Below are 16,983 nucleotides of genomic sequence, written 5' to 3'. Positions count from 1 at the left end.
AGGCTGTGCGTAACACCCCTGCACGGGTCCTGTTACTGCGGTTGTAGCCCGATAACGGGCTGGGGGATCCGGACACCAGCAGGGAGCATCCATGGACAACATCGTCGTCGCCGATAAGCAAACTGAAGTCGCCACTCAGAGCGCCTGGGGCAATATCAATCTCAAAGGGCCAGGCGTCGTGCAGATGCCCGTGGCTCCCGATCAGCTGGCCACCGTCACCCAGCGCGGGCAGGACTTGGTCCTCACCCTGAAGTCCGGGGAAAAAATCACCATCGGCAATTTCTTCGCAGTGGACCAGGCCGGTGTCGGCAGCGACATTGTCTTCGTTGGCGAGGACGGCACCCTGTGGCACGCCCAGTACAATGCGGCGGCATTCGAGGGCTTCACCTTCGAAGACGTAAACTCCCTGGATGAGCTGGTTGCAGGCCTGGGTACCGCTGGCAGCGCCATGCCTACCTGGGCGATTGCCGGGCTCAGCCTGCTCGGTGCCGGCGGTGCGGCGGCGGCGGCCGGCAGCGGGGGTGGCGGTGGCGGGGGTGGCGCCGACCCGGACACCACCCCACCGGCCACGCCCATCGACCTGCTGGTATCGCCCGATGGCCTGCGCCTGACCGGCCGTGCCGAAGCCGGCTCGACGGTAACCGTACGCGGGGCCGACGGCGCAGTGCTGGGCACTGCCGTAGCCGGCGCCGACGGCCAGTTCAGCATCACCCTGCAACCTGCGCAAACCGGTGGTCAGGCCCTGGAGGTCAGTGCCAGCGACGCCGCCGGCAATGTTTCACCGCCGGCCAGCATCAACGCGCCAGATATCGACACGCCCGACACCACGGCCCCTGACCAGCCGAGTGACCTGGCCCTTGCCAATGGCGTTACCCTCAGCGGTCGCGGCGAGCCGGGTGCCACCTTGCAGGTGCGCGATACTGCCGGTAACCTGATTGGCAGCGGCGTGGTCAACGCCGACGGCACTTTCAGCCTCACGCTTTCCCCCGCACAAGCCAACGGTGAAGCCCTGGACATACGCCAGGTAGATGCCGCCGGCAACAGCTCGACACCCTTGGTGTTCACAGCCCCGGATATCACCGCCCCGGCTGCACCGAGCGCACTGGTGGTCAGCCAGGACGGTACGGTACTCACTGGCCGTGCCGAACCCGGCAGCACCATACGTATCCTCGCCGCCGACGGCAGCCAGCTGGGCACCGCAGTGGTCGGCGCCACGGGCGTATTCAGCATTAACCTCAGCCCGGCGCAAGTGGATGGCCAAACACTGCAAGCCACGGCCACCGACGCAGCTGGCAACACCTCTACCGCCAGTTCGGTGACCGCGCCGAGCGTCGACGGCGGCGACACCACCCCACCGCAAGCACCCAGCGACCTGGCCATCGGCCTGGCCGGCAGCCAGCTCAGCGGCCGTGGCGAAGCCGGCAGCACCGTGCAGGTGCGTGATGCCGCAGGCACGGTCATCGCGACCGGCACCGTCGGCGCGGATGGCACCTTCGTCATTAGCCTGGACCCGGCCGTCAAGGATGGCAGCACCCTGCAAGTCACCCTCACCGACGCTGCCGGCAACGTGTCGCAGCCAGGCGCAGTGACGTCACCCGACCTGCTGCCACCGGCACAGCCCACCGACCTGACACTGGCGGACGGGGTGACCTTCACCGGCCGCGGCGAACCGGGGGCTACCGTACAGGTGCGCGACGCTGCCGGTAACCTGCTCGGCTCGGCCGTGGTCAACCAGGACGGAACGTTCAGCCTCAGCCTGTCCCCTGCCCAGGCCAACGGTGAAGCGCTTGACGTACGCCTGGTCGACGCCGCCGGCAACAGCTCGCCCCCCCTGCAATTCAACGCCCCGGACATTACTGCGCCGGATGCCGTCAGCGATATCCTGGTCGGTGCGGGCGGCACCCGCCTCAGTGGCCATGGTGAAGCCGGGGCTTCTGTGGAAGTGCGGGATGCCGACGGCAACCTGCTGGGTCGTGGCGTGGTCACGGCCAACGGCACCTTCCTGATCGACCTCGACCCGGCCGTGCAACCCGGCGACCAGCTGACCCTGCTGCAAGTGGACCCCAGCGGCAATGCTTCGGTGGCCGTCGAGTACGATGTACCCCTCACCACTGCCCCGGCCAGCCCCAGCGGGCTGGCCATCGATGCCGATGGCACTACCCTCACGGGCAGCGCCCCTGCCGGCAGCCGAGTGGAAGTACGCGATGCCAGCGGCACGCTGATTGGCAGCGCCGTAGCCAACGCCGACGGCAGCTTCAGTATCGAGCTCACCCCTGCCCAGGCCAACGGCGAACTGCTGAACGTACTGGCCCTCGATGCCGAGGGCGTGTCCTCCGTGCCCACCCAGATCACCGCGCCCGATATCACGGCACCCGCGGCACCTGCCGAGCTGGCCGTCAGTGCCGACGGCAGCGTGATCACCGGCCGCGCCGAACCCGGCAGCACCGTGCGCATCGTGGCTGCCGATGGTACCGAGCTGGGCAGCGCCGTGGTCGGCCCGACCGGGGCGTTCAGCATCGAGCTGGCCCCACCACAAACCGACGGTGAAGTGCTGCAAGCCACCGCCACCGATGCGGCGGGCAACACCTCAGCCACCAGCGCGGTGACCGCGCCGGACCTTGATGGGGTCGATACCACGCCACCAGCAGCGCCGACCGACCTGGCCATAGCGCTGGCCGGAAGCCAGCTGAGCGGGCGTGGCGAACCGGGCGCCAGCGTGCAAGTCCGTGATGCGGCCGGGAATATCCTGGCCACCGGCAGCGTAGGTGCCGACGGCAGCTTCACCATCACCCTGGACCCGCCGGTGAACGACGGCACTGCCCTGCAAGTGACCCTGACCGATGCTGCCGGCAACCAGTCGCCCCACGGCTCGGTCACCTCACCCGACCTGCAGCCACCTGCGCCGCCAACCGAATTGGCCCTGCTTGGTGGGGTCACTTTCAATGGCCGCGGCGAGCCCGGCGCCACCGTGCAGGTGCGCGACGCGGCTGGCACCCTTATCGGCAGCGGCGTGGTCGGTGCGGACGGGGCGTTCAGCCTGTCCTTGTCACCTGCCCAGGCCAATGGCGAGGCCCTGGATGTGCGCCTGGTCGATGCTGCTGGTAACAGCTCGACACCGCTGGAATTCACCGCACCCGACACCACGCCACCGGCTGCCGTAAGCAACATCGTGGTCGGCGCCGACGGCCTGGCACTGAGTGGGCGTGGTGAAGCCGGCGCCACCGTTGAAGTGCGAGATGCCGACGGCACCGTGATCGGCAGCGGCGTGGTCAGCGCTAACGGTACCTTCCTGATCGACCTCGAACCGGCCGTGCAGCCCGGCGCGCAACTGAGCCTGGTGCAGACCGACCCGAGTGGCAATGCCTCCGAGGCCTTGGAGTTCGCAGTGCCGACCACGCCTGCGCCCGCCAGCCCCAGCGACCTGGTGGTTGCCGAAGATGGCAGCAGCATCAGCGGCACCGCGCCGGCCGGCACCCGCGTGGAGGTCCATGATGCCAATGGCACGCTGCTTGGCAGTGGGGTTGCAGGCGACGATGGCAGCTTCACCGTCACCCTCGAACCCGCCCAGGCCAATGGCGAACTGCTGGACGTGGTGGCCATTGATGGCAGCGGTGCTTCGTCCCTGCCAGCCCAGATCTCCGCACCGGACATCACCCCACCGGTCACCCCCAGCGAGCTGGTGATCAGCGCCGACGGCAGCGTGCTCACCGGCCGCGCCGAAGCCGGCAGCACCGTACGCGTGCTGGCGGCCGACGGCACCACGGTGCTTGGCACCGCGGTAGTCGGTGCCACCGGCAGCTTCAGCATCACCCTCGACCCCGCCCAGGTAAACGGCGAGGTGCTGCAAGTTACCGCTACCGATAATGCCGGCAACGCTTCTGCGGCCGGCACCGTCACCGCCCCAGACATTGACGGTGGCGACAACACAGCACCACTGGCACCCACAGACCTGGTGATCGGCCTGGCCGGCGGCCAGCTGAGCGGTCGCGGCGAACCCGGCACCCGCGTGGAGGTGCGTGACGCCCAAGGTAATGTGCTGGCCAACGGCACGGTCAACCCGGATGGCAGCTTCGTCCTCACCCTGAGCCCGGCCGTCGACGACGGCAGCGCCCTGCAAGTGACCCTGACCGACGCTGCCGGCAACGTTTCGCAACCTGGCACGGTCACCGCACCGGACCTGCAGGCCCCGGCCCAGCCGACCGACCTGGCCCTGGCCGATGGCGTCACCTTCACTGGCCGTGGCGAACCTGGCGCCACCGTGCAGGTGCGCAATGCGGATGGCACCGTGATCGGTAGCGGCGTGGTCGGTGCGGACGGGGCGTTCAGCCTGTCCTTGTCACCTGCCCAGGCCAATGGCGAAGCCCTGGATGTGCGCCTGGTCGATGCTGCCGGCAACAGCTCGATGCCGCTGGCATTCACCGCACCCGACACCACGCCACCGGCGGCTGTGAGCGACATCGTGGTCGGCGCCGATGGCCTGGCGTTGAGTGGGCGTGGCGAAGCCGGCGCCACCGTTGAAGTGCGCGACGCCGACGGCACCGTGATCGGCAGCGGCGTGGTCGCTGCCAATGGCGTTTTCCTGATCGACCTGAATCCCGGCGCGCAGCCCGGCGCTCAGTTGAGCCTGGTGCAAACCGACCCGAGCGGTAATACCTCCGAAGCGCTGCAGTTCGAGGTGCCGGTCACCCCTGCCCCTGCCAGCCCGAGCGACTTGATAGTCGCCGAAGATGGCAGCAGCATCAGCGGCGCCGCGCCGGCCGGCAGCCGCGTGGAGGTCTACGGCGCCGACGGAACGCTGGTTGGCAGTGTGCAGGTTGGCCAGGACGGCACCTTCACGGTCATTCTCAACCCGGCCCAGGCCAATGGCGAACTGCTGGAGGTAGTGGCCATCGATGGCAGCGGTGCTTCGTCCCTTCCAGCCCAGGTCTCCGCACCGGACATCACCCCACCGGTCACCCCCAGCGAGCTGGTAATCAGCGCCGACGGCAGCGTGGTCACCGGCCGCGCAGAAGTTGGCAGCACCGTACGCGTGCTGGCGGCCGATGGCACCACTGTGCTTGGCACCGCGGTAGTCGGTGCCACCGGCAGCTTCAGCATTACCCTGGACCCCGCCCAGTTGAACGGCGAGGTGCTGCAAGTTACCGCTACCGATGCCGCCGGCAATGCTTCCACGGCCGGCACCGTCACCGCACCAGACATTGACGGTGGCGACAACACGCCACCGGAAGCCGCCACCAACCTGCTTGTCGGCCTGGCCGGTGCCCAGCTCAGCGGCCGCGGTGAAGCCGGTGCCAGCGTGCAAGTGCGCGACGCCCAGGGCAACGTGCTGGCAAATGGCACGGTCAACCCGGATGGCAGCTTCACCCTGGCCCTGGAACCTGCAGTCAAGGACGGCAGCACCTTGCAAGTGGTGCTGACCGACGCCGCCGGCAATGCCTCCGCCCCTGCGTCGGTGGTAACACCGGACCTGCAGGCGCCCGCGCAGCCCACCGGTCTGGCGCTGGTCGACGGCGTCACCCTCAGCGGTAGCGGCGAGCCAGGCGCCAGCGTGCAGGTGCGCAATGCCGCGGGCACCCTGCTGGGCAGCGCTCAGGTCAACGACGACGGCACGTTCAGCGTGACCCTGACCCCAGCACAGGCCAATGGCGAAGTGCTGGACATTCGCCTGGTGGATGCTGCCGGCAACATTTCCTCGCCACTGCAGTACCAGGCGCCAGACACCACTGCCCCGGCGCAGGTCAGCGATATCGTGGTCGGCGCCGATGGCCTGGCCTTGAGCGGGCGTGGCGAAGCCGGCGCTACCGTGCAGGTGCGCGACGCCAACGGCACCCTGATCGGCAGCGGCGTGGTGACCGCGAACGGCACCTTCCTGCTCGACCTCGACCCGCCCGCGTTGCCGGGTGAACGCCTGAGCCTGGTCCAGACCGACCCGAGCGGCAACGCCTCGCTGGCCCTGGACTATGACGTGCCGCTGGTAACCGTACCGCTCAGCCCAAGCGACCTGGTGGTCGCCGAAGACGGTACCAGCGTCAGTGGCTCGGCCCCCGTGGGCAGCCGCGTGGAAGTGCATGATGCCGAGGGTGCGCTGATCGGTAGCGTGGTGGTCGGCGCTGAAGGCACCTTCACCGTGGTCCTCAACCCGGCCCAGGCCAATGGCCAACTGCTGGATGTGGTAGCCATCGACAACAACGGCACTTCTTCGCTGCCGGTACAGGTCAGCGCACCAGACATCACGCCACCGGTGGCGCCTAGCGAACTGGCCATTACCGCCGACGGTACCGCCGTCAGCGGCCGTGCCGAACCTGGCAGCACCGTGCGCGTGCTGGCGGCCGATGGCAGCACCGTACTTGGCACTGTGGTGGTGGGCGCCAGTGGTGCGTTTGAAATCACCCTTAGCCCTGCCCAGGTGGCGGGAGAACAGTTGCAAGTGGTTGCCACCGACGCAGCCGGCAATGCCTCGCAGGCCGGCACCCTTACCGCACCGGTCATCGACAACGGCGGCGACACCACGCCACCAGAGCCGGCCACCAACCTGGCGATCAGCAATGACGGCCGCACCGTGTCCGGCCGCGGCGAAGCCGGCACCACCGTAGAGGTACGCAACGACCAAGGCCAACTGCTGGCCAGCGGCACCGTGCAGCAGGACGGCAGTTTCAACGTTACCCTGCCCACCCCGGTGGTGGATGGCTCGTCACTGCAAGTGACCTTGACCGATGCCGCTGGCAACGTGTCCAGCCCAAGCCCGCTGACCGCACCGGATCAGGTGGCGCCACTGCAACCCACCGACCTGGCGCTGGTCGATGGCGTCAGCCTGACCGGCAATGCCGAGGCCGGTACCCGGGTAGAGGTACGCGACGCTGCTGGCAACGTGATCGGCAGTACCCTCGCCGAAGCGGATGGCAGTTTCAGCCTCACCCTCGACCCGGCGCAGGCCAATGGCGAAACCGTCAGCGTGCGGGTGACCGACGCCGCAGGCAACACCTCGCTGCCGTTGAGCTACGTAACCCCGGACATCACCCCGCCCGGCATTATCAGCAATGTGGTGCTGGGTGCTGGCAGCCTGGTCGTTTCCGGCCGTGGTGAAGCGGGTGCCACGGTTGAAATCCGGGATGGCAATGGCAACGTGATCGGCACCGGGGTGGTCGCAGCGAATGGCACCTTCCTGATCGACCTCGACAGCCCACTGGCCGCAGGCGACGCCATTGCCTTGCAACAGACCGATGCCGCCGGCAACCCTTCGGTTGCCCTGACGGTCACCGTACCGGCCATTGCCGTGCCGGACAGCCCGACGGGGCTGGTGGTAGCTGCCGATGGCAGCGCCATCAGTGGTACGGCCCCGGCTGGCAGCCTGGTGGAAGTGCGGGATGCCCAAGGCGGTGTGCTGGGTAGCGTGCAAGTCGGCAACGACGGCAGCTTCAACATCCCCCTCAGCCCTGCCCAGGCGAACGGCGAGCTGCTGGATGTGGTAGCCATCGACGCGGATGGCAACAGCTCACTGCCGACCCAGATCAGCGCACCGGACATCACCCCGCCCAACGAGGCCAGCGAGTTGCAACTGAGCAACGATGGCAGCGTATTGACCGGCCGTGGCGAACCCGGCACCCGCGTGCAGGTGGTGGACGCCCAGGGCAACGTACTGGGTAATGCCCAGGTGGGCGCCGATGGCGTGATCAGCGTGGTCCTGAACCCGGCGCAAACCGATGGCCAGGAGCTGGACGTGGTGCTGCGTGACGCCGCAGGCAACAGTTCGACCGCTACTGTCATCGCACCTGACCTGGATGGCCCGCTGCAACCGTCGGCGCTGGCCATCGACAGCGCCGGCATCCACCTCACCGGCCAGGGCCAGAGCGGCTCGCTGGTCACCGTGCGCGATGCCGACGGCAATGTACTGGGGACCGCCACCGTGGGCGGGGACGGGCGCTTCGACGTCACCCTCAACGCACCGCAGCGCAATGGCGAAAGCCTGACCGTGGAAGCCACCGACAGCCAAGGCAACAGTGCCGGGCCAGTGGACTTCACCGCACCAGACAGTACCCCGCCGCAAGCAGTGACCAACCCGGCCATCGATGGCGACGGCGTCATGGTCACCGGCAACGGTGAACCGGGTGCGACCGTGACCGTACGCGGGCCGGACGGCAGCGTACTGGGCAGCATCGTGGTAGGCGCCGGTGGTGCGTTCGAAATCAGCCTCGATACCCCGCAAACCAACGGTCAGGCCCTGACCGTCGAGCAGCGCGACGCCAGTGGCAACCTGTCGACCGCGGTCGATCTGTCGGCACCGGATACCCAGGCCCCCGACACACCCACCGGCCTGGTACTGGCGGGTGACGGTGGCAGCCTGAGCGGTAGCGGCGAGCCGGGGGCGCAGGTAACCGTGACCGGCGCCGGCGGCGCCGTGCTGGGCACTGCCACCGTACAAACGGACGGCAGCTTCCAGGTGACCATCGACCCACCGCAGCTCAATGGCCAGACCTTGGCCGTCACCCAGGCGGACGCGACCGGCAATACCTCCACCGCCGGCAGCGTCACCGCGCCGGATCTGGAAGCCCCGGTAGCCGCTGAAGGCCTGGGTATCAATGGCACGGGCACGGCACTCACCGGCCAGGCCGAACCAGGCAGTACCGTGCAGGTGCGCAACGGCGCTGGCGACCTGCTGGGCTCCGCGCAGGTGGAAGAGGACGGCAGCTTCAGCGTGCCCCTGGCCCCCGCCCAGACCAACGGCGAAACCGTGTCGGTGGTAGTGGTCGATGCTGGCGGCAACACGTCGCCATCCGTGGCGTTCACTGCCGACGACAGCACCGCACCGCAAGCACCGGGTGGCTTGACCATAAGCGCGGGCGGCGACACCGTTCAGGGTACGGGCGAAGCAGGCAGCACCGTCGAGGTACGCAACGCCGCCGGCGTCCTGCTGGGCAGCGTGGTGGTGCCGGTTGGCGGCAGCTTCACTGTCGCGGTCAGCCCGGCCCAGCTCGATGGCCAGGCGCTGCAGGTGACCTTGACCGATGTGGCGGGCAATGTCTCCGACAGCACCCCGATCACTGCACCCGACCTCACCCCGCCGGCCTTGCCCACCGGGGTGGTGGTCAGCGAAGACGGCAGCACGGTCAGCGGCAATGCACCGGGCGCTGATACCGTGACGGTGCGTGACGGCGCAGGCGTGGAAACCACGGTTGAAGTGAACCCCGACGGCAGCTTCAACGTGCCACTGCCAACCCCGCAGAACAACGGCGAAAGCGTGACCGTGATCGTCACCGACCCGGCGGGCAACAGCTCGGCACCGGTTACCGTTACCGCACCCGACACCACCGACCCGGAAGCTGCCAGCGGCGTGACTGTGAGCCCCGACGGCAGCAGCGTCGGCGGCACTGCAGAGCCGGGCAGCACCGTGGTCATCCGCAACCCGGACAACAGTGACCGTGGCACCACCACCGCAGGGCCGGATGGTACCTTCGTGGTGCCGGTCGACCCGCCGCTGGCCGCTGGCGAAGAGGTCAGCGTGGTGGTCATCGACCCGGCCGGCAATGAATCCGACGGTGTGACCCTGACTGGCCCGACCGGCAGCGAAGTGGCCACCCCGGCGGACCTGGCCATCAGCGCCGACGGCTTCGTGCTGACGGGCACCGGCACGGTGGGCGCGTTGATCACCGTGACATCCGCCGGCACCACGCTGGGCACGGCGACGGTGGGCAGCGATGGTGTCTTCCGGGTGTTCTTCAGCAACGCCCAGCTCAACGCACAGACCTTGCAGGTCAGCGCGCGGATCGGCGCCGACGGCCAGCCCTCGGTACCGGCCACCGTGGTCGCCAACGACACCACTGCACCAGAAGCCCCGAGCGCCACCATCGACCGCACCGGCAGCACGCTGACCGGCCAAGGCGAAGTGGGTGCCAACGTGCGGGTCACCGACGCCCAGGGGAATGTGCTGGGTAGCGGCGTGGTCGGCAGCAATGGCCTGTACAGCATCACTCTGTCGCCGGCGGCGGCCAACGGCCAGAACCTGATCGTCACCCAGGCCGATGCTGCGGGTAACGTGTCGCTGGCCGCCAGCCTGCAGGCACCCGACCTGCAGGCCCCAGCCGCCGCCAGCAACCTCAGCCTGAACGCTGCCGCCACCGTGGTCAGCGGCCAGGGCGAAGCCGGTGCCAGTGTCACTGTGCGCGATGCCAGTGGCGCCATCTTAGCTACCGGCACCGTCAACCAAAGCGGCCAGTTCCAGATCACCCTGCCCAGCGCGCAAGTCAGCGGCAGCCCGCTGCAGGTCACCCTCAGTGATGCCGCAGGCAACGTATCTGGCCCCGCCAGCCTGGCTACCCCGGATCGCACGCCACCTGCCGCCATTGCCGACCCGCTGCTCAGTGCCGACGGCAGGCAGCTTTCCGGTAGCGGTGAAGTGGGCGCTACGGTACAGGTCAGCAATGCCGCCGGGACCGTGCTGGGTAGCGCCACGGTGGGCGCCGATGGCCGCTTCACCGTGACGTTCGACACGCCGCAAAACAGCGGCCAGGCCATTGGTGTGACGCAAGTGGACGCCGCCGGCAATACCTCGCCAGCGGTGAACGTGGCCACGCCAGACCTGACCCCGCCTGCACCGCTGACCAATGTGGTGCTGAACAACAACGGCCTGACCCTCAGTGGCCTGGGCGAAGCCGGCGCCAGCGTGACCGTGCGCGGGCCTGACGGCACCATCATCGGCACCGGCCTGGTCGCGGCCAACGGCAGCTTCAGCCTGACCTTGACCACTGCCCAGCTCAACGCCCAGCAACTGAGCGTGACCCAGACCGATGCCGGCAACAACACCTCCAGCGCCGTGGCGGTGACCGCACCGGACTTCACCCCGCCAGCAGCACCCACGGCACTGGCCCTGTCGGCGACCGGGCTGCAACTGACCGGTAACGCCGAAGCCGGCAGCACCGTGACCGTGCGCGATGCCGGCGGCAGTGTGCTGGGCAGCGCGGTGGCCAGCAGCAATGGCACTTTCCAGGTCACGTTGAACAGTGCCCAGACCAACGGCCAGACCCTGCAGGTAACCGCCACCGATGCGGCGGGCAATGTATCGCCAGCGGCGCCGTACACGGCCGCCGATACCACGCCGCCCGCGGCGGTCAGTAACCTGGCGGTGTCTGCCGACGGCGCGACCCTTACCGGCCAGGGCGAAGCTGGTGCGACGGTCACCGTACGCGCCCCGGACGCGACCATACTGGGTACCGCAACCGTGGCCGCCGATGGCAGCTTCAGCGTGGCCTTGTCACCTGCGGCGCTCACCGGTGAACGCCTGGCCGTGGTGCAAACCGATGCCGCGCAAAACGCCTCGCCTGAGCAAAACGTGACTGCGCCAGGCATTCTGGCCCCCGCCGCGCCAGACAACCTGGTGCTGGCTGCAGACGGTCTATCGGTCACCGGCACCGCTACAGCGGGCAGCACGGTCACTGTTTACGGCCCCAACGGCGCGGTGTTAGGCAGCAGCCCGGTCGCCAACGACGGCACCTTCACCCAACCTGGGCAGTGCCCAGGCCAATGGCGAAGTGCTGCATGTGAGCGCAATGGCCAGCGATGGCAGCCTGTCGCTGCCGGCCACCTTGCAGGCGCCGGACACTACGGCGCCACAACCGCTCAGCAACCTGGTGCTGTCCAGCGACGGCCTGGTCCTGACCGGGCGCGGCGAACCAGGCGCCACCGTTACCGTGGTCGGTGAAGGCGGTATCGACCTGGGCACGGCAGTGGTCGATGCCAATGGCAACTTCAGCGCCACCCTGGGCAGCGTGCAGCTCAACGGCGAACAGCTCAGCGCCAGCCAGGCCGATGCGGCCGGCAACGAGTCCAACAGCGTGAGCATCACTGCCCCCGATCGCGTGGCACCGGATGCCGCCGCAGACCTGGCATTCGCCGGGGGCGGCAGCCTGCTCAACGGTAGCGGCGAGGCCGGCGCCAGCGTGTGGGTAATGGCTGCCGATGGCAGCGTGCTGGGCACGGCCGTAGTGCGCGCCGACGGCAGCTTCCAGGTCGTGCTCGCCTCGCCGCAAGCCAACGGTCAGCCGCTACAGGTGCTTCTGACCGATGCGGCCGGCAACCAGTCGGCCGCCAGCACCATCACCGCGCCAGACACTACACCACCTGCGGCGCCGAGCGACCTGGCGGTTTCCGGCGATGGTGTCACCCTGACCGGCCGCGGCGAAGTCGGCGCCGAGGTCACCGTGACCGACCCGAGCGGCGCGCCGATCGGCAGCGCCATCGTCGATGCCAGCGGGCACTTCACCATTACCCTGGACCCGGCACTGGGCAATGCCGAGCTGCTCAGCTTCACCCAGGCCGACGCCGCCGGTAACGTGTCGGCAGCAGCGACCCTGCAGACCCCGGACTTCACCCCACCTGCCCCGCTCACCCAGGTGGCGATCAACGCCGACGGCAGTGTGGTCACTGGCCTGGGTGAGGCCGGCGCCACCGTGATCGTGAGCAACGCCGCCGGTAGCGTACTGGGAACCGCTACGGTGCTGGCCGACGGCAGCTTCAGCGTCGTGTTGTCGCCTGCACAAATCGACAACCAGGTGCTGTCGGTACTGCAGGCCGATCCGCCCGGCAACGTCAGCGCGCCCGTCAGCGTGCAGGCGCCGGACTTCACGCCCCCCGCGGCTGCAACCGAGTTGCGGCTCAATGCGGCAGGCGATGTGCTGACCGGGGTTGGCGAAGCGGGTACCACGGTGCGCGTCTATGTGGGTACAACGCAAATCGGCACCACCACGGTCGCTGCCGACGGCACCTTCAGCGTCGGCCTGGACACCGCCCAGCTCAATGGCCAGCAGGTGCAGGTAACCCTCACCGACGCCAGTGACAACGTGTCGCCGATCAGTACCGTCACGGCAGTCGACGTAACGCCGCCGGCCATCGTCATTGCCAGCATCAACGACAGCGGTACCCAATTGATCGGCACCGCCGAGGCCGGTACCCGGGTCACGGTGATAAACAACAACGGTGACCTGCTGGGCCAGGTGACGGTCGACCTGGATGGCACCTTCGTCCTCGATTTGAGCCAGCCTCAAATCAACGGCGAAACGCTGACCATCATTGCCCAGGACGCCACCGGCAACCCGTCGGCCCCCCTGGAGCTGAGCGCCCCCGACCTGACCGCACCGGTGCAGCCAAGCGACTTGCTGCTCAACCCGGCCGGCACATCGATGACCGGCACTGCCGAGGCCGGCACGCTGATCACCGTGCGTGGCCCGGACAACACCCTCGTGGGCCAGGTGGAGGTCGGTGCCGACGGGCGCTTCACCGTGCCCATCAGCCCGGCGCAGAACAATGGCCAGTTGCTCAGCGTGGTGTCTACCGATGACGCCGGCAACGTCTCGGTTGCTGCGCCCTACCAGGCCAACGACACCTCGCCACCTGACCTGGTGACCAACCTGGCAATCAACAACACCTTCAACGTGCTCACCGGCAAGGGCGAGGCCAATGCCACGGTCACCGTCAGCCTGGGCGGCAGCGTGCTAGGCACTGGGACGGTAGACGCCGCTGGCAACTTCCAGATCACCCTGACGCCGGCAGCAGGCTCGCTGGCAACGCTGGCCATCACGCAGTCCGACGGCATCAATACGTCGGCGGTGGCGACCTATGTCACACCGCTGGTGGCTCCGCCAGTACCGCCGACCAACGTGACGCTGGGCAGCGACGGCCTGACCTTGTCAGGTAACGCGCCCAGCGGCGTCGGCATCCGTGTGTACGATGCCGCAGGCAACCTGATCGGTACCGGTGGCGCGACATTGAACGGTACCTTTACGCTGACGCTCAACTCGGCGCAGCTCAACGGCGAGTACCTGCAGGTCACCGCCGTGGCCCTGGTGGGCGGCGAGTCGCAACCCACCTTCTTGCAGGCAGCCGATACCACCGCACCATCCGACCCGCTGGTGACCAGCCTGTCGACCAACGGCCTGGTGCTGAGCGGTACCGGCGAGGCCGGTGCCACGGTGACCGTGCGCGATGCCGGTGGCAACGTGCTCGGCAGCGCCGTGGTCAATGGCGGTGGCGTGTACGCCGTCAACCTCAACGCCGCGCAGCTCAATGGCCAGGTTTTGGCGGTGAGCCAGGCCGACGTTGCGGGCAATACGTCCGGCAGCACCCGCTACACCGCTGCCGACCTGCAACCGCCTGCGCTACCGACCAATGTCACCATCAACGGCGCAGGTACCGTGGTGACCGGTAATGGTGAAGCTGGCGCCACCGTCACCGTGCAAGGCGCCAACGGATCGGTGGGCAGTGGCGTGGTGCAAGCCGACGGCACCTTCAGCATCACCCTGACCACGCCACAGAACGACGGGCAATTGCTGGTGGTGCGCCAGGCGGACGCTGCGGGCAACCTGTCCAGCAGCGTCAACCTCAACGCCCCGGACACCACCCCGCCGGCGGCGCCGCTGGCCACCATCAATACCAACGGCACAATGGTCAGCGGCTCTGGCCAGGTTGGCAGCACGGTTACCGTGCGCAACAGTGCCGGGACCGTGCTGGGGACGGCAACCGTGGGCAGCACCGGCCTGTTCGTGGTCAGCCTGAATGCCGCGCAGATCGACAACCAGGCACTCAGCGTCACGCTCACCGACAGTGCCGGCAATGAGTCTACCGGTACCGCACTGACCGCCCCGGACCTGACCCCGCCGGCTGCGGCCGCCAACCTGGCGATCAGTGCCGACGGCAGCACCCTGACCGGTACCGGTGAAGTGGGCGCCACGGTGACCGTGCGCAGCGCCAGCGGCACCGTGCTGCAAACCGCCACCGTGCAAGCCGATGGCAGCTTTACCGTGACCCTGAGCCCCCCTCAGGACAACGGGCAGGTGCTTGCGGTGACACTGAGCGACCCACGCGGCAACGTGTCGGGCAACGCCAGCATCACTGCGCCGGATGTGGATGCCAACGCCCCGGTCATCGCCAGCGATAACCTCGCCACGGCGACGGTCGACCTGGCCGCGGTCACCGCCAGCAGGACCTACACCGACAGCTTCACCACCCTGTTGGCGGGGTTCACCAAGACCTACACCTGGACGGTAGCCGCCGGCACCACGGCCGACCCCACGCTGACCCTGACCACCAGCAGTGCACTGGCCCTGCTGGACAACACCACCTTCACCCTGCAGGTGAAGAATGCCAGCGGAACCTGGGTCACGCTGGCCACCGGTAACAGCCAGGGCTTGCTGGACCTGATCCTGTTGCCGTTGGGCCAAGGCCTGCGAGTCGACATCGGGGTGCTGCAGGCGGGCGATTACCGCCTGACGGTGGGCAGCGGCGGCATTGGCCTGATCACCAATGTCAGCACCTCGCTGGATATCACCTCCACCAGCCTGACCGAGTTCACCGGTACTGGCACAGCCACCTCTGGCAACGTCATCACCGACGTGGGCACCGATGGCGTGGTGGATGCGCGGGGCCCGGACAGCGCCGCGGTGCTGCAGGTGCTCAAAGGGGGCAGCTACGTCTCGGCCGGCAGTGCCACCACGGTGCAAGGCCTGTACGGCACGCTGGTGATCCGCGGCGACGGCAGCTACACCTACACGCCAAACGGCAGCCCCGCCAGCGTCGGCAAAGTGGATGTGTTCAGCTACCAGCTGGTGCACCCCAACGGCCTGTCCGACAGCGCCAATTTGTATGTGCGCATCGATAGCCCACAAGCCACGGAAGTCTGGAGCGACAGTAACTACGCGGCGCCAGCCACGGTACTTGACGCAGTCAACGACGTAGGCTTCAGCAACCTCACCCTGGCCAACCGGGTAGACACCAGCAGCAGTACGCTGGGCTCGTTGACCCTCCCGCTGATTGGCAGCCGCCAGGCCACTTACACCACTACAGTGGCTGCCGATACCACGGCTAACCTGCAAGTGGTACTCAATTCCGCCAACCTGCTGAGCCTGCTCAACGGCACCACCCTGGAACTGCTCAAGCTCAACCCGGCCACGGGCCAGTACGTGCTGGTGCAATCGGTAGGCGGTGGCTCGTTGATCAGCCTGTTGGGCGGGGGCGCAGGGTATACCTTCCAGAACCAGGGCGCCGGCACCTACCACGTACGGGTGACCGCCGGCGGCATTGGCCTGGCCAGCTCGATCACCACCAGTGTCAATGCCACCACCACGCACCTGAACGAGTTCGTGGTCAGTGGCGCCACGGCGGCCACCGGCAACCTGCTGGCGGACGATACCCTGGGTTCGGCACTGACCGTGCTGAGCGTACTGACCGCAGCCAACACCTACACCATACCCGGCTACAACGGGGTGAGCGTGGCGGGCACCTATGGCACCTTGCTGGTGCAGGCCGATGGCAGCTACACCTACACCCTCAACTCGGGGGTCAGCGCCGCAGCGGTCGGCCAGCACGATACCTTCACCTACGAGCTGACCCACCCTAACGGCAGTACCGACACGGCAACATTGACCATCAACCTGGACAATGCCGCTGGCCTGGTCAGCACCACGTCGCTGATGGCCGACAGCGGTGAAGAGGCAGTCGCCCTGGCCAGTGTCGCCGCTGTCAGCGATGTGGTTGCTGGCAGCGACGGCAACGACCACCTGGTGGGCAGCCAGGGCGGGCACATCACGCTTGAAGGTGGTGCCGGTGACGACACCCTGGTGATCGTCGACCAGAACTTCGCCAGCGTCGACGGTGGCACGGGTACCGACACCCTGCAATGGGGTGGCGGCGATGTCAGCATCGACCTGGGCAACCTGGTCGGCCGCGTGCATGGCATCGAGGCCATCGACCTCAACGACACCAGCGCGGTGGCCCTGACACTCAACCTGGCCGACGTGGTGGCCATCACTGAAACCGGCACCGACACGTTGATCATCAAGGGCGACAACCATGACTCGGTGCACATGACTGACAACTGGAACCTGGTCGGCAACCAGACCGCCAACGGGATCGACTATAACCAATACACTGCCCAGGAGGACCCGAGCCACCACCTGTGGGTACAGAACGGCATTCACGTCGTCTGAGGCCGCGGCAAAC

The 16,983-nt window shown here is 67.9% G+C and carries 1 pseudogene; it reads left to right on the top strand.

The window, feature by feature from the left end:
* The first annotated feature begins 91 nt into the window (after positions 1-91).
* Positions 92-16,970, top strand: a pseudogene (locus FPB55_RS04075) (BapA/Bap/LapF family large adhesin).
* Positions 16,971-16,983 lie beyond the last annotated feature (13 nt).

Source organism: Pseudomonas sp. BJP69, from assembly GCF_007633355.1.
Classification (GTDB): domain Bacteria; phylum Pseudomonadota; class Gammaproteobacteria; order Pseudomonadales; family Pseudomonadaceae; genus Aquipseudomonas; species Aquipseudomonas juntendi.
Note: the sequence above shows the minus strand (reverse complement) of the source record. Positions and strands in the feature narration are given on the sequence as shown.